Genomic DNA, 20,836 nt, shown 5'->3' on the forward strand with positions numbered 1-20,836 from the left:
AATGGAGATGATAAGACTGGTTCGGTTGAACCAGTCTTATTTGTTAACCTTGAAAATAACGTAAATCCAAACGCCCTTCATAAACTGTAGAAGTTGGCCCAGTCATCCAGACCACTTCCCCTTCGCGCCAAGCAATTTGCAACTTACCACCAGCCAATTCAACTTCAACCTCATTGGCGAGTAAACCACGACGCATGCCACTGACCGCTGCTGCACATGCTCCTGTACCACAAGCCAGAGTTTCCCCCACGCCACGCTCAAAAACACGTAGACGTACATGTTTTTCATCCAAAATTTGCATAAAACCAGCATTTACCCTTTGCGGGAAACGTACATGCGATTCAACTTGTGGTCCAATGGTTGCGACATCCGCAGTTAATACATCTGGCACAATGGTTACAGCATGGGGATTGCCCATATTGACCACATCAATTTTCAGGCTTTGGTCATTGGCTAGCTCAAGGTGATAAAGTGCTTCAAACTCTTCAGTGACAAATGGAATTTCATTAGGCAAAAATTTAGGAAAGCCCATATTGACCCGTACCAAACCATTTGGTCCAAGTTCAGGTTCAACAATACCCGCTTTGGTTTGCACTTTGATTTTGGTTTTATTGGTCAGTTGGCGATCATGCACAAAACGCGCAAAACAACGAACGCCATTACCACATTGCTCAACCTCAGAACCATCGGCATTAAAAATACGATATTTAAAATCTGCACTTGGAAAATCGGGCGGTTCAACTATCAGAAGCTGATCAAAACCAATCCCAAAGTGACGATCAGCCATACGCTGAATGGTAGTAGTATCCAGATACGCACGTTGACTGATTAAATCAACCACAACAAAGTCATTACCCAAGCCATGCATTTTTGTAAATTCAAGCAACATGTTTTTTACTCCTCAGGTAATAAACGTTCTTTATCCCATAATGATTCAATGGTCTCACGCTCACGAATTAAATGAGCTTGATCTGCATTCACCATCACTTCAGCAGCACGACCACGACTATTATAGTTTGAACTCATGACAAAACCATAAGCGCCTGCACCCAGTACAGCCAAAACATCATTTTCTTTTAATGCCAATGTACGATCTTTGCCTAGAAAGTCTCCAGTTTCACAAATCGCACCAACAACATCCCAGGCTTTTTCTTCAACATCTGTATTGGTATCCACCGACTGAATATCCATCCACGCTTCATATAAGGATGGACGAATCAAATCATTCATCGCGGCATCAATAATCGCAAAATTACGATGATTGGTCGGTTTAAGCAGATCGACTTTGGTGAGTAATACACCTGCATTGGCACTAATACTACGTCCTGGCTCCATGTACACTTTCAAGCCTAATTTTTGCAGCGCAGGTTTTAACGCATTGGCATATTCTTCAACGCTTGGCGGTGTTTCATCTTTATAACAAACACCTAAACCACCACCAATATCAATATGTTTGAGGTCGATACCAAGCTTTTTCAACTCAGCAATCATCACCATAACACGATCCAAAGCATCGACAAAAGGCTTGGTTTCAGTCAGTTGTGAACCGATATGACAATCAATTCCTACAACATCCAAATTAGATAAAGATGCCGCGTATTGATAGGTTTCATAAACCGTGTCACTAGGGATACCAAATTTATTTTCTTTCAATCCCGTTGAAATATAAGGATGAGTTTTGGCATCGACATCTGGATTGACACGTAATGAAATTGGGGCTTTTTTCCCAAGTTTTGCTGCAACTTTTTGAATACGATCCAATTCGGCATACGACTCAACATTGAAACAGGCAATTCCGACTTGCAGCGCTTTTTCAATATCTGCTTCTGACTTGCCTAAACCAGAAAATACGATTTTGGCTGGATCGCCACCCGCTGCCAACACGCGCGCAAGCTCACCCCCAGTCACAATATCAAAACCAGCCCCAAGCTTGGCTAATACATTCAACACCGCAAGGTTTGAGTTTGACTTCACCGCAAAGCAAATTTGATGGTCGATAAAATCAAAAGCACGATCCATATCCAGATAATGTTTTTCAAAATCTGCTTTTGAATAAACATATAACGGTGTACCAAACTTTTCGGCAAGCTGAAGCAGTGAACATTGCTCAGCATGCAATATCCCTTGAATGCGGGAGAAACTCATGAATGTATCCTTATCTTTGAGACGTTAAGGGGATGGTGTAGGTTCTGAAGCTGAGGATTTTTCTTTTTCCTCAGTCGCATTTTTCTGAGCTTGTTGCTCAGCATCTTTAGATGAATACAGTAAATATTTGGCACGTTTGTCATAATTTGGATCAGAAGGTAACTGTAATGCACCTGACTGACCGCATGCCGTGAGCGCAACACCGCTCAGTAATATACTGATAGAGCAAATGACTTTAAGCATCTGAACACCGAACTTTTACAATTCGGAGCAGTATAGCGTGATCATCTCAGCAGCTAAAGTCTAAACATAAAAAAACGCCAGTATAAACTGACGTTATTGAGGGTTTACTCAGACCTATTTCCTTTTAGCAAAGAAATAACCTATTGCGAGAATAATAAACCAGATTGGACTGACTTTTAATGATTCAAGTGTGGTTTCATCCAAAGCAAGGAAATAGATTGTTGCAAGGAAGAATAAGATCACCACCCAACAGGTAAACACACCACCAGGTAATTTAAAGATAGATTGCTCATGTAGTTCTGGTCTATTTTTACGGTAGTTAATATAACTCCACATAATAATGATCCATACACAGATAAACAAAATCGTAGATAATGTGGTTGCCAAAGTAAAAGCCGTTACTTCATCATTTGTACCTGTTTGTACCTTATAAATGTACTGAACAAATGCACCAATAAAGATACAGATAGAAGAGAAAATCAACGCTTTTGCGGGAACTGCTGACTTAGACAACATTGCAAATATTTTTGGTGCTTTTTGATCTGTCGATAAACCAAATAGCATACGACTAGTCGAAAATACGCCACTATTCATTGATGACATTACAGAAGACAGTACCACTAGATTCATAATAATCGCAGCAGAAGCAATACCCGCTTGCGAAAAGATATTTACGAATGGGCTGACTTTAGGATTAATTTGATCCCACGGTGTCACACACATCACCACAAACAATGCCAATACGTAGAAAATAATAATACGAATTGGAATCGAATTAATCGCTTTTGGTAAATTACGTTTTGGATCCTGAGTTTCAGCAGCGGTCGTCCCGACCAACTCTACCCCTACGAAGGCAAAAATGGCAATTTGGAAACCTGCTAAAAATCCATCAAGCCCTTTTGGAAAGAAACCACCATGAGTCCATAGATTACTCACACTTGCAGTTGTACCCGAAGCATTGGTAAAACCTGTGAAAATCATCCACAAGCCCACAGCAATTAATACAATAATTGCTGTGATTTTTACCATTGCAAACCAGAACTCCATTTCACCAAACAATTTTACCGTAACAAGGTTTAATCCCAGTACGAATAAAATGGCGACTGTACTAATCAGCAACCCCCCTAACGCAGTGAAAGATTCACCACCGTTGAAGAATTCCAGATAATAAATAATGGCTGATAAATCTGCGATACCGATGGTGACCCAACACAGCCAATACGTCCAACCTACAAAATAACCTGCCCATGGGCCGATTAAATCAGTCGATAAATCAATAAATGATTTATATTTTAGATTTGACAATAGCAATTCGCCTAATGCGCGCATGACGAAAAACACCATGATGCCGATTAAGCCATAAATAAATAGAATAGAAGGACCAGCTAAACTAATCGTTTTACCTGACCCCATGAATAACCCTGTACCAATCGCACCGCCAATTGCAATTAATTGTAAGTGACGATTTGAGAGGCTGCGTGAGAGTTCACCTTCTCCAGAATGTGAACCAAAATTTTCATTTGACATTGTTTTTTTTAACTCTCAAATTTTGTACTTTAAAATTAGCCTAAAACCATTAAAACAAAAAAGTTTTTTTAACTTATTGCTTCATTTTTTTGATAAATAACGCCTACAAGATGTTTTTTTAGACATGCTTACTCCATTTTTAAGTTGTAATTGAACTATCCCTACATTTGCAGTTTACGTGCCAAACAATTTTTTGGCGATATTTTCCTGCAAAATTTGTATTTAAAGTCCTCAATTGTTACATTCCACTGATCAATTTACGCCAAGATGCACTGAATATGAGCAAAGTTAAAACCGTTTATCGCTGCGAACAATGTGGTACTGATCACCCTAAGTGGGCAGGTCAGTGCTCAGAATGCGGTGAATGGAATAGTCTGGTCGAAGTGCGTCTCGAACCTGCTTTATCACATCGTGGCAAACCTAAATTAGGTGGTTATGCAGGTCAAACTTCCGCAGTTACAACCTTAAATCAGATTTCTGTTTCAAATGAAACCCGTGTTGCCACTGGTATCAGTGAATTTGACCGAGTACTTGGGGGTGGGCTTGTTACAGGTTCAGTGGTGCTGATCGGAGGTGATCCTGGTATTGGGAAATCCACCATTTTGCTGCAAACCGCAACTTATATGGCAAGTAGCAATAGCTCTGCACTCTATGTAACAGGTGAAGAGTCATTATCTCAAGTGGCGCTACGCGCTCAGCGATTAGACTTACCGACCAATCATCTTAAAGTCATGGCTGAAACCTGTGTAGAGCGGATTTGTGAGGTCTTGGCACAAGAACGTCCGACTGTTGCCATTTTAGATTCAATTCAAACTTTATATACAGAAACTTTACAATCTGCCCCTGGTGGAGTTTCACAAATTCGCGAGTCCGCAGCTTTGCTCACACGTTTTGCCAAACATAGTGGAACTGCACTTTTTATCGTAGGTCATGTCACTAAAGAAGGTGCTTTGGCTGGTCCACGTGTGCTTGAACATATGGTGGATTGTGTTTTGTATTTTGAAGGTCAGTCAGATTCACGCTACCGTATGATTCGCGCGGTAAAAAACCGTTTTGGGGCGGTAAATGAACTAGGTGTTTTTGGCATGACCGATAAAGGTTTACGTGAAGTCGCCAATCCTTCGGCTATTTTCTTAAGTCGTTATGATGAAGCCATTCCGGGTTCAATTGTCATGATCAGTCGCGAAGGTACTCGCCCACTCTTGGTCGAAGTACAAGCATTGGTAGACGATGCACATGGTCAACCTCGCCGCGTCGCACTGGGTCTAGAACAAAACCGATTAAACATGTTACTTGCAGTGATGCATCGTCATGGTGGTGTTCAAACTTCTGGACAAGATGTTTATGTCAATGTGGTGGGCGGCTTAAAAATTACCGAAACAGGTTCAGATTTGGCAGTACTTTTGGCCTGTGCTTCTAGCTTACGTGGCAAAGCCTTACCGCAGCAATTGGCTGTATTTGGAGAGGTTGGATTATCGGGTGAAATACGTCCAGTTCCAAACGGTCAGGAACGTTTAAAAGAAGCTGCCAAACATGGATTTAAATATGTCATTTTGCCACGTGGCAATGCTCCGCAAAAAACCATTGATGGGGTACAAATTATTGCGGTTGCAAGGTTGCACGAAGCTTTAACAGAAGCCATGCAATTAAGTGACGAGTTAAATTAAATCGTCCGATATGATTTGACATAAAAAAACATATTTTTGTTATTGAAATTCGTCAAGAAAGCCTGCATAAATACACTTGTAAATTGAATTTATATAGGAATTTTCGATGGAAGTACGACAGCGTAGTTTATTGGCAGGTGTTTTAATGGCCGCTCTGGTCGTTGCACCTCTTGCTGAAGCAAAACGTGCAGGTGGCGGTAAAAGTCATGGTATGTCACGTTCAGCCGCTCCAAGCCAGTCTTACCAACAACCTCGCCAAGTGACTCCAGCACCTCAAACTGCTCCAGCTGGAACGCCTCAACGTTCTGGTCCAGGTGTTGGTTCAATGGTTGCTGCGGGTGTGGCGGGTGCTGCTGTAGGTGCTGTTGCTGCAAATGCGCTGGCGGATGACCGTCACTCTACCTCGCCTGAACAACAAGCAACTCAACAAGATGCAGCAGCTCAGGCAAAAGCTGAGCAAGAAAAGAAAAGTGGCATCCCAGGCTGGCTCTGGATTGTATTAATTGCTGCAATTGCTTTCTTTATTTTCCGTAGATTTAGCAATAAACAAAAAGTTGCAGCAAACAATCCGTTTGCACCAAACAATACTGGTGGTTCGGCACCATTTGGGCAAAACACAACGACAAATCGTTCTGTAGCAAGTGATAGCACCAATATTTTTGGTCAGAATGTTGGTGGCAATACAAATACAGCACCAACGTCTGCCCCGTTTGGTAGTGCATATACCAATAGTGGTAGTCAGCTTCCTGATGGAACGGAACCTGCAACCTTCTTACGCATTGCACGTCAACGGTTTAACCATATTCAATCGGTGAATTCTGCTAATAATATTGAAGAAATTCGTCGTTATTTAACACCTGAACTATATGCTTCTATGCATAATGACATTATGTCAAACCAAGATCAGGATGTAGCTGAGTTTAGTAACTTGAATGCTATGGTTGTCGATAGTGCTAATGACAATGGTCAATATGTCGTAAGTGTTCGTTTCACGGGTACAGTGAGTGAAGACCTAAATAGTCTGCCGCAACCATTTTCAGAAATTTGGCACTTTGTTAAGCCAGCAGGTTCAAGTGAAGATTGGAAAGTGGCTGGGATTCAGCAAGACTAACTTTTCGCTAAAATAAAATAAGTCGCATCAGCGGCTTATTTTTTATCTGTAATTTTCATCTTAATTTTTTAAACTAAGATGAAAATCACTTTTGGGGTTAAGCAATTGCCGCAGGGAAACTAATCACCTGATCAATACGCATGTTTTCAGTTGCGATCATCAGTAAACGATCAATCCCTAAAGCAATACCCGAACAAGCAGGCATATGTGGTAAAGCCGCCAAAAGATGTTCATCGAGTGGCATTTCAGTTAAGCCTTGTTGTTTACGCTCGATATTATCTGCTTCAAAACGCTGTCTTAATGTTTGCGCATCCAATAATTCATCATAAGCATTGGCCAGTTCTAAACCTTCAATATAAACCTCAAAACGTGCTGCAACCTGTTCACCATCTTCATCGATACGCACTTTAGCCAGTGATGCCATTTCTGGAGGAAAATCAGTTAAAAATACGGGCGTATCAAACCCCAGACTAGGTTCAACAAAATGCGAAAATAATAAATCCATATAGGCCAGTCGATCATCTCCCAAATCTAGCGTCAGCCCGACGCGTCGCGCGGTATCTTTTAATTGATTTAGATTGGCTTGCAATGGATTAATATCCAGACGATCCTGAAAAGCATGTTTATAACTAAGTATCATCGGGCGAATCTCATCAAAACGATGATACAAACAACTGTGTAATAAATCAGCCGTTTCATGCATTAAGTCTTTAAGATCAAATTCAGGGCGATACCATTCCAACATGGTAAACTCGCTATTATGTTTACGTCCATGTTCATCATCACGAAATACTTTACAAATCTGATAAATCGGGCCACTGCCACTGGCGAGCAAACGTTTCATGGCAAATTCAGGCGAGGTTTGTAAATATTGAATACGCTCTCTGCCTTCAATATGGCGTAATGCACGTACTGAAGCCAAATGCACATCGGTTACCCCTGCTTGAGAAATAATGGGCGTTTCGACCTCCAATACATCACGCTCTGCAAAAAAAGTACGAATCTTTTGATATAGTTTGGCACGTGCTTTAAGTGCTTCAATCGAACAGGTCGGTTGATACGTTTTTAAATTTAAATCTGACTGTTGACTCATGCCACAGGCCCTCCATACGCAGCCCATTCACGGCGCAATGGATATTCTTTTCGTAATCGATCAAAAGCTTGCTGATCAACTTGCCCTTCTTTGACACAAGCACGTAAATTTCGATCGTCGCGCTGAATATCATAAATCTCTGTTAAATATCGTTGTAAAACTTGTTTTAATGATGAATCTTTAAAGTATGTTTCACAGAGAGGAAGCTCAGATTCAAATGTTTTTTCGGCTTTAAAACCAAAATGCTGACAAAAAGCCTGATACACCATTTGTGTACCACGCGCTTTACCTTCCAAACTGTAACCTGCAATATGGGGTGTGACCAAGCTGACTAAATCTAACAGTCGCTCAGAAATCACAGGTTCATGTTCAAACACATCCAACACCACTTGACGCTGCGTTTTTTGAATATTTTCAATTAAAGCAGCTTCTTCTATCACAGGTCCTCGCGCACTATTGATTAAAATAGTTTGGTTTGAGAGACGAGCGAGCGTTTGTGCATTGATTAAATGATAAGTCGGATAATCGCCTGTTTTGGTGAGTGGAACATGAATTGAAACGGCGTTGCTACGTTGTAGTAATTTATCTAATGAAACATTTTCAATCTGATCAAGCTGCACATAAGGGTCATAGCCAATAACATGCCAATCCAACAATTTTGCCATGTAAGCCAAACGACGACCGACATTGCCCAAACCGATAATACCTAAGGTAAACTGCTGTTCTTGTTGTAAAAGCTCTGGTCTTAAATATAATAACGCTGTAATGACATATTCTGCGACTGCCTGAGCATTACATCCCGGTGCATTACTCCACGCAATGCCTTGTTGTTGCAGTGCAGTAATATCCATATGGTCAGTACCAATGGTCGCACTGCCTACAAATTTTAATGCGCTATGATCGATTAAAGCATGATCTACTTTGGTCACAGATCGAATAATTAAAGCATCGGCATCTTTGACATCTTCATTCTGTAAATGTCGACCACCGCGATGTTCAACTTTGCCAAATTCAGAAAAAAAATAGTCGGTAAATGCCAGATTTTCATCTGCAATCATCTTCATATACTGTTCCAATCACTCACTGGCATTTATCATAACGCGTCACTCGGCACGTGACTACGCTCGTCATTTATAAATCGAATTTTTTACCAGCATTCAATTTTAAATTTTTTATGCTCAATGAATTATGAAATCTATATTTGCTTATTTCTTGTTTGGTTCTAATATCAAATGCAACATATGGGTCGCAGTGGTATGTCTGATGTGATCTGGTCGGGCATGAAAATAACGTTCTGATAGAGCATCGCCAGATAAATCTTCAAGTATTTGAAAACCCATTTGATTCACGAGATCATGCAATTCTAATGAATTAAATTGCCCCATCAATGGTTCGCGTAAGATTTTTGTGAATTGAGCAACAGCTTGAGTTCCTATTTTTTCAATCCCCCGAAGTGAATCAAAATTAATCGAATAATCCAGAACGATTTCACTTTGCTTCGCTGCGAAACTGGCAATACTACTTAAGGTCTGTAAGGTGGTTTTAGGGTGTAAATAGTGCGTTGTACCCAGCCAAGAGTAAAAAGCGGGGCGATCTTTATCATAGTGACTTTTTACTAAAGCCTGTGCCAAAATCTCTTTTTCAAAATCAATTGCAACAAATTCGACGTTGGCAGGAATATCACCAAGTTGCTTAAGTTTGTGTATTTTTAAACGCTGTGTATCGGGATGATCAACCTCAAAAATTTTTAAATCTGGATAATGCTGTGCCAAACGTAAGGCAAATGAATCTAAGCCTGCCCCAACAAGCACATATTGATCAATTCCCTTTTCAATCGCCTGTTGCAATTGATCTTCAGCATAACGCGAACGCCCCACGACCTGAGCTGTTAACAACCCTAACGTTCGATTCAATGCTGGTGAGTTAAAGATTCTATTCACCAAAGGCAAGCTTAATAACCTTTTCCACGCTTTATTGGTCATTTCAAATGCATAGGCATCGGCAAAAATCGGTTCATGCGCGAATAAATAATGATTGGCGCGTAATGCCGCAGCGGCTTCTGCGGTACGACTTGACCTTCCTTGTTTCATGTCATCTTCCTTTGAAAGCGAAATCAAAATAAAAGCAGTCGATTGAAAACAATAGACTGCTTCATTTGAAAATAAACCAGAAAATTAAGCGTCTACTTTACTTTTGCTTAGATTGGTTTGGTAAGTCACTTCATAATCGCGTAGGTTCAAAGTTTTTAAACGCTGTTTTAATTTTTTTAACGACCACGGCCATGCGGCAAAGTTACGCCCATTGGCATCCAAATAATAACTTTTACAGCCGCCTGCATTAAATACGGTGGTTTTTAAGTGCTTTTGCACCAATTCATTATGCGCATGTATGACTTGGGGTTTAACACTTAATTTGGCAATATTATGTTTTTTGATTTTTTGCAAACCATCGACAATATAATCTAATTGCGCTTCGGCTAAGCCAATAAATGAATCGTAAACCAATACGTTTGGCCCGAGTACCAAAAACGCATTCGGTACATTTTCAATATTGGTTCCTAAATACGCTTCAGGAGAACTACTTTTCCAAAGATCATTTAAACATTCCCCTTTGTCATTATAAACACGGCGACCAATAGGAGGATGAGAGACTTCAAAGCCTGTTCCCCAGATGATGACATCAACTTCATGACGTTCACCATTGGCAGCAATGACCGTATTGCCTTCTACTTTAACCAAACCATGTGGAATTAAATGCGTATTTTCAGCTTGTAATGCTGGATAGTAATTATTTGCAAATAATAGACGCTTACAGCCAATGGTAAAATCTGGCGTGATATTTTTTAATAACTCAGGATCTTTAACCTGAACTTTAAGCACTTGTTTAAATACTTCACCGACAGGCTTTAATACAGAAGGATGACGTAAACCAAAGTTAATCGCATTCAAAGATTGTGCTACGGTTTTACGCCATGTTGATTGAATCAATGGAAATTTTTCAATGACAGATTTACCAAACTCACCCAGTTGCATATCTGGTTTTGGCACGACCCAAGGTGCAGTACGCTGAAAAACAAAGAGTTCTTTTGCTAAAAGTTGAATTTGTGGCACAAATTGAATCGCTGAAGCGCCTGTACCAATCACGGCAATACGTTTATCGGTTAAGTCATAGTCATGCTTCCATTTTGCTGAATGAAACATCTCGCCTGTAAAGGTTTCGATGCCCTCTAATTTTGGAATTTGCGCTTCGGTAATTGGTCCTGTCGCAAACACGACAGTACGAGAAAGATACTGTCCTTTATTGGTATCGAGTACCCAGACATTGCGTTGATTGTCCCAAGCCGCTTTTTCAAGTTCAGTTTCAAATTCAATTTTTTCATGAACATTGAATGTATCGCTAACTTCTTCTAAATAACTGAGAATTTCGGGTTGACGCGCAAATAGATGACTCCACTTAGCACTGGGTGCAAATGAATAAGAATATAAAGCTGATGGTACATCGCAACCGCAACCCGGATAGGTATTTTCACGCCATGTCCCGCCTACACGACCTGCTTTTTCAATAATTTTGTAATCGGTATATCCGACTTGGTCGAGTCGAATCGCTGCTGCAATTCCTGAAATACCAGCACCGACAATAAACGTGTCATAAATATGCTGGGGTAATGCTTTGCTTTCAGCCGAGTTTAATTTTTTTGCTTGAGCTGTCATTTACAATATCCTTGTACTTGAAAAATAGATCTTTTAAAACGGCATTTGACCGAATTCTCATCTAAATTTCATCGTGGGTTATTTCATTAATCTGTAGGAAGTCCCTAGAAATTTTGCATAAAGATTGGGTGCTGTACGTTTCATCAACCAAAAAAGCTTGGCATCGAACTGTGGAATGGTATAAAGCTGATTTTTGTCCAGACGATCCAGTGTCAATTTTGCGACTTTATCGCTGGTGGTAAATGCTAAATGAGTCAATGCATAATCTAAAATACCTTTATGCGGTACTTTCCCATTTTTTATAATGTTGGTGGGTACTAAGGTTGGGCACAGTACATTCACCTTAATATCAAACTTTTTAAGCTCAGCAGACAATGTTTCTGATAATGCTCGAACCCCTGCTTTACTGACGTTATACACCGTCATTTCTGGCGCCGCAGTATAAGAAGCTGCTGAGGCTACATTGATAATGGCACCATGTCCAAGTTGCTTAAACTTAGGCACAAATGCACGACAGCCATGAATCACGCCCCATAAATTGACATCCATACACCATTGCCAATCCTCCATCGTCATTTCATCAAACTTACCACCCAAACCGATACCAGCGTTATTAATGACCAGAGTGACTGGATTTTTCAGTAACTTCTCGGCTTGTTCAGCCAGTTCCGATACCTGTTCAGCTTTCGCTACATCACACTGCACAGAAAATGCAGTCGCGCCCAGTTGTTCAATCAGACTCACTGTTGCTTGAGCTGCCTCCAGATTGATATCTGAACACACCACAGTACCGCCACGACGGGCAAGCTCTAGTGCAAAACTACGTCCAATACCACTGCCTGCGCCTGTTACAACAGCATAAGACTGTTGGCTTGGCTTTTTATTTTTTGAGCCAAATAATTTCATGGCATATCCTTTTTCCTGTCAGCATCTTGACTGAACATCTCTTTGTTGAATAACGCAGGACTTAATGACGTACTGGTGGTGTAAATGTTTTGATCAGATAAGGCGCAATCGCTCCGCCTTCGGAGAGTAGTTTGTCTTTGTAATATTCGAGATAAGCCGATGTGTCATGGTCATTCGGATGAAAATCGGGACGTAAATAATCAAATATCTGCCCTATAGTGCTACCAAATACACCATCTTTAGGACTAAAAATGAGGCTCACACCTCGACCTGCATCTTTCCAGAACTTTCGGGTCAGCACATCTTTTGGCTTACGAAATAAAGGTACAAATAAAGTCGAAAATGGAATTAAACCTAAAATCGTACCCAATGCGATAAAGAATCCAGCAGCACGAAGTGAATAATTACCATTGAGAAGCTGATAAACATCGTAGGCAATATCTTTATGTTCTGATTCTTCTAGCATATGCCACATCCACATAGCACGTGTTTTAGCGTCATCAGAATAATAAAAATTCTTTTCATGCTTCATCATGTATTCGGCAAGCACTGCGGTAAAATGTTCAATTCCCGCCATCATGGAAAGCTTAAGCGGCTGTGGAAACTTTAAGAAAATATTGTCAAAGAATTTTTCGCCCAGAAAACGATATAAAGCGACTGGATAATTAATGGCTTCGTGTGCAATCGCATCATTAAACTCATTGTGTAATTTGGAATGAATCGCTTCTTGTCCAATCAAAGAAGTTACACGCTGTTTGAGAACAGGATCTTTTACCATATCTCGGTGAAAACGAGCTGTTTCAATAACTAAGTCTTCACCATAAGTCAAAAATACAGAAAGCGTGGCGAAAAAAATCGTGGCAAACTGATTATTCATATAAAATGACATATCAATTTCCTGACCTTCAAATCCAATGGCTAAATGACGAATTGGAATGGTCTGTTTCAAAGCATAATCAGGTTGTTCAAATTTAGGCGATGATTTGAAAGCTTGGACTGATTTTTTTACTGCGGTCGTGATCATGGCGACACCTACTTAAAGCATTCAATTTGTTACAACATTCAATATTTACGAAGCTCAATGATGCAAACTGAAATATTGTTCGCACTTTACTAACCATTTCATCCTAATCTGATCTTATGTTCGGATTCAATTCGGGTCTAAATTGCCGAGCTTATCTGCAAAAATCAAAGCGATTAAAATGAATACCCCAGTTAAATTTCCATAACATATTGTTTTTATTAAGAGCAAAATTATAAATTAGCAAAAAATAATCGCAATAATGAGCTTTTAAGCAAATGACATCATGCATTTATTTATCTTGATAAAATTGGATAAAATTCAGAATTTTTTGCTGTTCGGATTTATGTTTTTTAATTTGGTAAATATGGCCCGACATGATAACTTGAATAAATATTCGGATTTCAAGGATGTGATGTTGAGTACACGCAAACCGCGCCAGACTCGCGCTAAAGTCACGGTGGATACCATTATCGAAGCGGGTTTTATCTCTGTTGCCTTGCATGGCACCAGTGGTACAACGACTCGACATATTGCAGATATCGCAGGCGTGAGTGTTGGCTCACTGTATGAATATTTTAAAAACAAAGAAGAAATTTACGATGCAATGGCACATTCTTTTGTAAAAGAGATTCTGGATATGATCCAAAATCTCACCCCGATCATTATGGATATGGAGCTAGAATCGGTCATTGAACTTATTTTCTATACCTTTCGCGACTTATTGACTCAAAACAATGAACGTTATTTGATCTGTTTACGTTATGCAAGTGAGCTTAAATATGACAAATATATCAATCAGATTGAACGTGAACTCATGAATATTGTCATGAAATACATGATGAATAATCCAAAATATCTGAAAGTAAATAATCTGGCAGTGACTGCCTATGTCAGCATCAATAGCGGAATCTTTAATATTGCCCGCCATTTAATTTTGCCAAACCCTTATATCACTTTTGATGAATTGGTGCAGGGTTTAAAAACCATGATTATGAGCTACATCAATGTAGAACTAGCAAAAAGTGAACGCTAAACTGATGTGTTCACGTTTGGCGATCATCAAGTGTGGTACTTAGATTTTTCACCATAATTTCCAGATTATTGCGAATTAAATACGCCAGATTAATATCGACACCCTGTAACATCTGATGTTCCAGTTTTTCAACAATTTGATTACACGCTGCAAATTTTTCCAGACCTTTTCCAGTGACGGTCAATAAAATACGACGACCATGCGTTGGATCTGGTGTTTTTTCGATCCAGTCATTGACCAGCAAATCTTGTAAAATTTTATTGGCAGATTGCGGCTTAATAAAAGAACGCTCTGCTAATTGGGCATTTGAAAGATTCGGCTTTGCCGCCAAAACTGATAAAGCGGTAAATTGCGGCAAACTAATATTTAAATCTTTAAGATGTTCTGTGAGATGTTTACTAATGATTCGATCCACACGGGCAATCATATAGCTGAGTCTTGGTTCATCTTCTCGTTTTTTTTCAACTGAACTTGAGTTTGGCATCATGTTTGATCATCAAAATTTAAAGAAAGTATGAAGCCCCGCCCCATACTTTTCATTTTACTTAAGTTGTACTTTGGCTATGTGCTAACTGTACTGCCTGTTTAGGCTTTCTGACAAGCAGCAACGCAGAAATTGCAGCAATCAAAATTACAGGGATACTTGAACCAATAACGATTGTGGCACTTTGCCCTAATGATAATAAAAATCCTGCAAACAATGGCCCTGCAAATGAACCAATTCGTCCAATGGCAACCGCAGCGCCAACACCCGTACCTCGCATTTCGGTTGGATAATACATCGCAGCTAGTCCATAAAGTGCAGATTGACCGCCTACAATAAACAAACCACAGCCCACCGCAGAAAGTGCCAGTAAAGCGACTGTTGGAGAAATCGATAAACAGCAAAGCGCAATCAAGATTCCTGCATAAATAAATTTGATGACCGTTGCCATGCGCATTTGATCCAATAACATCCCCATCAGGATTGATCCGAAAATTCCCCCAATGTTATAGCCCATTTGTACATAGTTAGCTTCTAGTTTGGAGAGTCCTTGTGCGCCCATGAGTAGTGGCAACCAGTTCAGCAAGAAATATAAAACTACGAGTGTACAAAAGAAACTGACCCAAATTTGCAAGGTCGACATACGTCTTTCTTTGGCAAATAGCACTTCAAAAAAAGGCGTTGGTGCTTGTGTTTTTTGTTGCAAATAACTTTTTGACTCGGGTAGATACTTCATCAATAACGGAATTAACAAGATAGGCGCAATACCGCCCACATAGAAAATATGTCGCCATTCGCTATCGCCTGCCAACAACATTGCAACCACCGAAGTCAGCAATCCACCAAAAGGGAGCCCGCTATACATAATACTGACTGCGGTCGCTTTTCGATTTTCAGCAACAGCTTCAGAAGCCAAAGTGATCATCATCGGTAAAGCGCCGCCCATGCCTAACCCTGTAAAAAAACGGATAAGCAAAAGTAAAGTATAATTTTCGGCATAGGCGGTGAGTAAAGACATCACACCAAAAATGAGAATACTCAGAATTAAAATTTTCTTACGTCCAATAATATCGGCCAGTCGTCCACCAATAATTGCACCAGGCAAGGTTCCGATAATAGCAGCACTAAATGCCCAAGCCATTTGAGCATTATCCAACATAAACTCCGCACGCATACGTGGCGCTGCTACACCCATTGATTGAAGATCAAAACCTTCAAAGATTGCGATGGCAAAACAGAGTAGTAAAGTCAGTTTCGCCCTTCCTGACGGATTCAATACTTTATCCATAGTCCTTTCCTTATTTAGACCATATTTCCATGACATTTTTTATTGTGTAGTGTTTAAATAACACCGTTAAAATATCAGTTAAGCTTACAAAAAAATCAATAGTATTTTATAAATATTTTTTAATTTAATTTTTTTATTTATATTTTTCATTAAATTATAAAAAATTTTAACTATTTTACAAAAAAGACTTGAATGTAAGTTTAACTGATATTAAATTAAATCCAGAACAACACAATTGTCATTCAAGGAGAATACACATGACATATGAAAAACGCTGGGAAACCGTTGATGTACAACTTGAAAATGGTATTGCATGGGTCATTTTAAATCGTCCCGAAAAGAAAAATGCCATGAGTCCAACCCTTAACCGTGAAATGATTGATGTACTTGAAACACTCGAACTTGATCAAAATGCCAAAGTTTTAGTTTTAACAGGTGCTGGTGATTCGTGGACTGCGGGAATGGATTTAAAAGAATACTTCCGTGAAGTAGATACACAACCTGAAATTTTTCAAGAACGTATTCGCCGTGATTCATGTCGCTGGCAATGGCAATTACTCAGAATGTACTCAAAACCCACGATTGCGATGGTGAATGGCTGGTGTTTTGGTGGCGGTTTCTCTCCATTAGTGGCGTGTGATCTTGCAATTGCAGCAGATGAAGCAACTTTTGGTCTATCTGAAATTAACTGGGGTATTCCGCCGGGTAACCTTGTGAGTAAAGCAATGGCAGATACTGTCGGACACCGTGCATCATTGTATTACATCATGACGGGTAAAACCTTTAGCGGTAAAGAAGCTGAACAAATGGGCTTAATTAATAAAAGCGTTCCTTTGGCTCAACTTAAAGCGGAAGTCACTGAATTGACAAACTGCCTGCTTGAAAAAAACCCTGTGGTATTGCGTACCGCCAAAAATGGTTTTAAACGTTGCCGTGAACTGACTTGGGATCAAAACGAAGACTATTTATATGCCAAACTGGATCAATGTAACCACCGCGATACAGAAGGTGGTCGTGAAGAAGGACTGAAACAATTCTTGGACGAAAAATCGATTAAACCGGGTTTACAGAGCTATAAGCGTACTGGTTAACTTTTGATTTTTATTGGCTATGTAAGGACACAACCCATGCAAAATGTACAGTTACTCATCCACGGTCAATCGCTTGACGCATCTAATGGTGCAAGCTTTGAACGCATCAGCCCGATTAACGGTCAGGTTGCTAGTATTGCATCTGCCGCAACGCTTGAAGATGTTGACCGTGCCATTGAATCGGCGCAGCAAGCTTTTCAGATTTGGTCAAAACTGTCTCCAACTGAACGTCGTTTACGCTTATTAAAAGCAGCAGATTTAATGGATCAACATACTGATCAATTTATTCAGATTGGGATGCAAGAAACAGGGTCGACTGCGACTTGGTATGGGTTTAATGTGCATCTTGCCGCCAATATGCTACGTGAAGCTGCTGCCATGACCACACAGATTGATGGCAGTCTGATTCCCTCGGATGTTCCGGGTAATCTGGCGATGGGGATTCGTATTCCTTGCGGTGTGGTGGTTGGAATCGCACCATGGAATGCACCTGTGATTTTACCCACTCGTGCTTTAGCAATGCCGCTTGCCTGTGGTAATACCGTCGTATTAAAAGCATCTGAAGCCTGCCCTGCCACGCATCGTTTAATTGGACAGATTTTAAATGAGGCTGGATTAGGTGATGGCGTGGTCAATGTCATTACCCATGCCCCAGAAGATGCGCCACAGATTGTTCAGCGTTTAATCGAACACCCTGCGGTAAAACGAATTAATTTTACGGGTTCCACCAAAGTTGGGAAAATCATTGCAGAAACTGCGGCGAAATATTTAAAACCAGTGTTGCTGGAACTTGGTGGTAAAGCACCTGTTGTCATCTTGAATGAAGCTGATCTGGATGAAGCAGTCAATGCCATTGCATTCGGTGCCTTTTTTAATCAGGGTCAGATCTGTATGTCGACTGAACGAGTGTTAGTGCAACAGGGTATAGCCGATCAGTTTATTAAAAAACTCATTGCAAAAACCAAATCACTAAAAGCTGGCAATCCAACTGATCAGCAGAATATGTTAGGTGTGTTAGAAAGCCGTCGAGCTGCCGAGCGTATTCAACATTTACTCGAAGATGCTCAAAGTAAAGGTGCAGATTTACCTTTAGGCATTCAAGTTCAAGACACCACCATGCAACCCACACTGGTACTGAATATTCAGCCTGAAATGTTGCTATACCGTGAAGAATCTTTTGGGCCTGTATGCACAGTACAACGCTTTGAGACGCTTCAAGAAGGTATTGCACTGGCCAATGACAGTGAGTTTGGTTTGTCATCTGCTGTATTTAGCCAAAACTTTGCTCAAGCCTTTGAAGTCGCCAAGCAGATTGATTCAGGTATTTGTCATATTAATGGTGCCACTGTACATGATGAAGCACAAATGCCATTTGGTGGAACTAAATCGAGCGGTTATGGACGTTTTGGTAGTAAGGCTTCCATCGCTGAATTTACCGAATTGAGATGGATTACGGTTCAGACTCAATCACGGCACTATCCGATTTAAAGGTCAATTTAACTTAAGCGGTTAAATAACCACAATAAACATTGAATGAATAAAAAAATTGCATGATGCAAAACAAGCGCAGCAATGCGCTTTCCACGGAGTGAAAGAAATGCAAATGAATGCCACTCAATCACAAGATCGTGAACGGTTTGTTCAACTTGGATCACATGATGTTGAGTATCAATATCAAGGTCAGGTACTTTATATTCAACCTACAGAGCAATTAAAGCCCTATCCGCAAAAGCTTACAGATCGTCTGATTCATTTTGCAAAAAATAAACCTGATCATATTTTTGCTGCAAAACGTAATGCTCAGGGTCAATGGGTCAAATTGAGTTATGCCGATACCTTGCAACGCGCTTGGCACATTGCTCAGGCATTGCATCAACGTAATTTAAGCCAGGAACGACCATTACTCATTCTGTCGGGTAATGATCTTGAACATTTAACCTTATCGATGGGTGCAATGTTGGCAGGTGTTCCATTCTCTGCCATTTCCCCTGCTTATTCTCTGATTTCTCAGGATTTTGGTAAGCTTAAACATATCTTTGAAGTACTCACTCCGGGCATGATTTATGCCAGTGATGGACAGGCGTTTAGCAAAGCGATCCAAACGTGTGCAACATCCGATATCGAAGTCATTACCAATACGGGAATTGTTGGGCAGCAGCAATGTACCTCTTTTCAATCCTTGCTGGATACCCCTGTGACCAATGTTCAGGAGTTTTATCAAACACTGGATGAACACCAGATTGCCAAATTTTTGTTTACCTCTGGTTCGACTAAACTGCCTAAAGCTGTACCAACCACGCATTTGATGCTGTGCGTGAATCAGCAGATGTTATTACAAACCTTTCCAGAATTTGAGCAGACCCCACCTGTATTACTGGATTGGTTATCTTGGCATCATACTTTTGGGGGTAGCCATAATGTCGGCATCGCTCTGTATAACGGCGGTACAATTTATATCGATGATGGCAAACCCGTTGCAGGCAAGTTTGATGAGACCATTCACAACTTAAAAGAAATCTCCCCGACGGTCTATTTAAATGTGCCAAAAGGTTGGGAAGAACTCACGGATGCTTTGGAAAAAGATGCTGAGTTACGTGATCGCTTTTTTAAAGATGTCAAAATTCTATTTTTCGCAGGTGCAGCATTGTCTGAAGCAGGCTGGAATCGTCTGGATAAAATTGCACAAGCACATTGCGGTGAAAAAATTCGGATTATGAGTGGTCTCGGTATGACTGAAACTGCGCCTTCTTGTGCTTTTACCACAGGGCCAAAAGTCATGGCAGGCTTTATTGGTTATCCTGCGCCTGGCTGTGAAATTAAACTGGTGCCACACTGCGATAAAATGGAATTTTGTGTGCGTGGTAAACACGTCATGCAGGGTTATTGGCGTTTAAAGTCCGATCAACAAAGTATCGTATTTGACGATGAAGGTTTTTTCCATACAGGTGATGCCGTGCGTTTGGTATCCCCCAATGATCCAACGCAAGGCCTGATGTATGACGGACGAATTGCAGAGGACTTTAAGCTCAATACTGGTACTTTTGTTAATGTTGGAACCCTACGCAATAAAGTCCTGATTCAAGGCAATTTACTGATTCAGGATGTCTGTATTACAGGGTCTAACCTAAATGCCATTGGTTTTCTGATTTTTCCAAAACTGGACGCTTGTGCACAATATGCAGGTTTAACTTTTAAGGATCATCCTGCCGAAGAAATTTTAAAACATCCCAAAGTACAGCAATGGTTCCGCCAATTTTTATTAAATTTTAATAAAGACGCAACAGGAAGCTCTAATCGAGTGTCGATGCTGTATTTGATGACTGAACCGCCACAACTTGATGCAGGAGAAGTCACCGATAAAGGAAATCTGAATCAAAGCAACATCGCTAAGCGTCGAGCGGATTTGATTGAAGAACTTTATCAAAAGCAAACGGACAATCCACTGATTATTCGGATTCCAGTCCTAAACAACTAGTCCTTTGAAATTACATAAGAAGTTCAAATTTACTTTTGA

At 40.3% G+C, this 20,836-nt stretch carries 18 protein-coding genes; 6 read left to right on the top strand and 12 right to left on the bottom strand.

What is annotated here, in order from left to right:
* Positions 1-43: 43 nt before the first annotated feature.
* The 4 genes from dapF to A7A69_RS02495 form a co-directional block, all read right to left on the bottom strand.
* Positions 44-889, bottom strand: coding sequence for a diaminopimelate epimerase (gene dapF / locus A7A69_RS02480; protein ID WP_120369505.1), 846 nt, complete (start codon positions 887-889; stop codon positions 44-46).
* A 5-nt stretch (positions 890-894) separates the two neighbouring features.
* A complete protein-coding gene (gene lysA, locus A7A69_RS02485) occupies positions 895-2,145 on the bottom strand; it encodes a diaminopimelate decarboxylase (RefSeq protein ID WP_152876149.1) in 1,251 nt (416 codons plus the stop codon).
* A 24-nt stretch (positions 2,146-2,169) separates the two neighbouring features.
* Positions 2,170-2,388, bottom strand: coding sequence for an LPS translocon maturation chaperone LptM (gene lptM, locus A7A69_RS02490; RefSeq protein WP_152876150.1), 219 nt, complete (start codon positions 2,386-2,388; stop codon positions 2,170-2,172).
* A gap of 114 nt (positions 2,389-2,502) precedes the next feature.
* The gene (locus tag A7A69_RS02495; RefSeq protein ID WP_120369502.1) at positions 2,503-3,915 is read right to left on the bottom strand and encodes an amino acid permease; all 1,413 of its coding nucleotides are present in this window, start codon (positions 3,913-3,915) and stop codon (positions 2,503-2,505) included.
* 278 nt (positions 3,916-4,193) lie between these two features.
* Here A7A69_RS02495 and radA point away from each other — a divergent pair, with 278 nt between their 5' ends.
* Positions 4,194-5,582 (top strand): DNA repair protein RadA, encoded by a 1,389-nt coding sequence (gene radA / locus A7A69_RS02500; RefSeq protein ID WP_152876151.1) that lies wholly within the window; start codon positions 4,194-4,196, stop codon positions 5,580-5,582.
* A 106-nt stretch (positions 5,583-5,688) separates the two neighbouring features.
* The gene (locus A7A69_RS02505) at positions 5,689-6,693 is read left to right on the top strand and encodes a Tim44 domain-containing protein (protein ID WP_152876152.1); all 1,005 of its coding nucleotides are present in this window, start codon (positions 5,689-5,691) and stop codon (positions 6,691-6,693) included.
* Positions 6,694-6,790: 97 nt separating this feature from the next.
* On the opposite strand, the gene epmA is transcribed toward A7A69_RS02505, so the two are convergent.
* The 6 genes from epmA to A7A69_RS02535 all read right to left on the bottom strand — a co-directional run bounded on the left by epmA (position 6,791) and on the right by A7A69_RS02535 (position 13,426).
* Positions 6,791-7,786: an EF-P lysine aminoacylase EpmA gene (gene epmA, locus A7A69_RS02510; protein WP_152876153.1), complete on the bottom strand. Its 996-nt coding sequence runs from the start codon at positions 7,784-7,786 to the stop codon at positions 6,791-6,793.
* Positions 7,783-8,850: a 4-phosphoerythronate dehydrogenase gene (locus A7A69_RS02515; protein WP_152876154.1), complete on the bottom strand. Its 1,068-nt coding sequence runs from the start codon at positions 8,848-8,850 to the stop codon at positions 7,783-7,785. The genes epmA and A7A69_RS02515 overlap by 4 nt, the downstream gene beginning before the upstream one ends.
* A gap of 141 nt (positions 8,851-8,991) precedes the next feature.
* Positions 8,992-9,876, bottom strand: coding sequence for a class I SAM-dependent methyltransferase (locus A7A69_RS02520; RefSeq protein ID WP_152876155.1), 885 nt, complete (start codon positions 9,874-9,876; stop codon positions 8,992-8,994).
* Positions 9,877-9,960: 84 nt separating this feature from the next.
* Positions 9,961-11,496: a flavin-containing monooxygenase gene (locus tag A7A69_RS02525; protein ID WP_152876156.1), complete on the bottom strand. Its 1,536-nt coding sequence runs from the start codon at positions 11,494-11,496 to the stop codon at positions 9,961-9,963.
* Positions 11,497-11,574: 78 nt separating this feature from the next.
* Positions 11,575-12,402, bottom strand: a complete 828-nt coding sequence (locus tag A7A69_RS02530; protein WP_152876157.1) for an SDR family NAD(P)-dependent oxidoreductase — start codon at positions 12,400-12,402, stop codon at positions 11,575-11,577.
* Positions 12,403-12,463: 61 nt separating this feature from the next.
* Positions 12,464-13,426 (bottom strand): metal-dependent hydrolase, encoded by a 963-nt coding sequence (locus A7A69_RS02535; protein WP_120371221.1) that lies wholly within the window; start codon positions 13,424-13,426, stop codon positions 12,464-12,466.
* A 415-nt stretch (positions 13,427-13,841) separates the two neighbouring features.
* Between A7A69_RS02535 and A7A69_RS02540 the strand changes: the two genes are divergently transcribed.
* Positions 13,842-14,459, top strand: coding sequence for a TetR/AcrR family transcriptional regulator (locus tag A7A69_RS02540; RefSeq protein ID WP_120371232.1), 618 nt, complete (start codon positions 13,842-13,844; stop codon positions 14,457-14,459).
* Positions 14,460-14,469: 10 nt separating this feature from the next.
* Here the strand turns inward: A7A69_RS02540 and A7A69_RS02545 are convergent, their stop codons facing one another.
* Positions 14,470-14,943 (bottom strand): MarR family winged helix-turn-helix transcriptional regulator, encoded by a 474-nt coding sequence (locus tag A7A69_RS02545; protein ID WP_152876158.1) that lies wholly within the window; start codon positions 14,941-14,943, stop codon positions 14,470-14,472.
* A 61-nt stretch (positions 14,944-15,004) separates the two neighbouring features.
* Complete coding sequence (gene mhpT, locus A7A69_RS02550) at positions 15,005-16,231, bottom strand: 3-(3-hydroxy-phenyl)propionate transporter MhpT (RefSeq protein WP_152876159.1); 1,227 nt, start codon at positions 16,229-16,231, stop codon at positions 15,005-15,007.
* Between the two features lie 251 nt (positions 16,232-16,482).
* On the opposite strand from mhpT, the gene A7A69_RS02555 reads away from it, so the two are divergent.
* The 3 genes from A7A69_RS02555 (at position 16,483) to A7A69_RS02565 (ending at position 20,797) form a co-directional block, all read left to right on the top strand.
* Positions 16,483-17,322 carry a p-hydroxycinnamoyl CoA hydratase/lyase gene (locus A7A69_RS02555; RefSeq protein WP_187349151.1) on the top strand — a complete coding sequence of 280 codons (840 nt, stop codon included), beginning with the start codon at positions 16,483-16,485 and terminating at the stop codon, positions 17,320-17,322.
* Positions 17,323-17,358: 36 nt separating this feature from the next.
* On the top strand, positions 17,359-18,810 hold the full coding sequence (locus tag A7A69_RS02560; RefSeq protein ID WP_152876161.1) for an aldehyde dehydrogenase: 1,452 nt from the start codon (positions 17,359-17,361) through the stop codon (positions 18,808-18,810).
* A 100-nt stretch (positions 18,811-18,910) separates the two neighbouring features.
* Positions 18,911-20,797, top strand: coding sequence for an AMP-binding protein (locus A7A69_RS02565; RefSeq protein WP_187349152.1), 1,887 nt, complete (start codon positions 18,911-18,913; stop codon positions 20,795-20,797).
* The last annotated feature ends 39 nt before the right edge of the window (positions 20,798-20,836 follow it).

Source organism: Acinetobacter guerrae (assembly GCF_009372255.1).
GTDB classification, from domain to species: Bacteria; Pseudomonadota; Gammaproteobacteria; order Pseudomonadales; family Moraxellaceae; genus Acinetobacter; species Acinetobacter guerrae.

Bases quoted from the DNA above. Each gene is read 5' to 3' on its own strand.
- A7A69_RS02515 (WP_152876154.1), bottom strand. From the start codon at position 8,850: ATGAAGATGATTGCAGATGAAAATCTGGCATTTACCGACTATTTTTTT.
- epmA (WP_152876153.1), bottom strand. From the start codon at position 7,786: ATGAGTCAACAGTCAGATTTAAATTTAAAAACGTATCAACCGACCTGT.
- A7A69_RS02560 (WP_152876161.1), top strand. From the start codon at position 17,359: ATGCAAAATGTACAGTTACTCATCCACGGTCAATCGCTTGACGCATCT.
- A7A69_RS02545 (WP_152876158.1), bottom strand. From the start codon at position 14,943: ATGCCAAACTCAAGTTCAGTTGAAAAAAAACGAGAAGATGAACCAAGA.
- lysA (WP_152876149.1), bottom strand. From the start codon at position 2,145: ATGAGTTTCTCCCGCATTCAAGGGATATTGCATGCTGAGCAATGTTCA.
- radA (WP_152876151.1), top strand. From the start codon at position 4,194: ATGAGCAAAGTTAAAACCGTTTATCGCTGCGAACAATGTGGTACTGAT.
- A7A69_RS02505 (WP_152876152.1), top strand. From the start codon at position 5,689: ATGGAAGTACGACAGCGTAGTTTATTGGCAGGTGTTTTAATGGCCGCT.
- A7A69_RS02530 (WP_152876157.1), bottom strand. From the start codon at position 12,402: ATGAAATTATTTGGCTCAAAAAATAAAAAGCCAAGCCAACAGTCTTAT.
- A7A69_RS02520 (WP_152876155.1), bottom strand. From the start codon at position 9,876: ATGAAACAAGGAAGGTCAAGTCGTACCGCAGAAGCCGCTGCGGCATTA.
- A7A69_RS02535 (WP_120371221.1), bottom strand. From the start codon at position 13,426: ATGATCACGACCGCAGTAAAAAAATCAGTCCAAGCTTTCAAATCATCG.
- dapF (WP_120369505.1), bottom strand. From the start codon at position 889: ATGTTGCTTGAATTTACAAAAATGCATGGCTTGGGTAATGACTTTGTT.
- mhpT (WP_152876159.1), bottom strand. From the start codon at position 16,231: ATGGATAAAGTATTGAATCCGTCAGGAAGGGCGAAACTGACTTTACTA.
- A7A69_RS02525 (WP_152876156.1), bottom strand. From the start codon at position 11,496: ATGACAGCTCAAGCAAAAAAATTAAACTCGGCTGAAAGCAAAGCATTA.
- lptM (WP_152876150.1), bottom strand. From the start codon at position 2,388: ATGCTTAAAGTCATTTGCTCTATCAGTATATTACTGAGCGGTGTTGCG.
- A7A69_RS02495 (WP_120369502.1), bottom strand. From the start codon at position 3,915: ATGTCAAATGAAAATTTTGGTTCACATTCTGGAGAAGGTGAACTCTCA.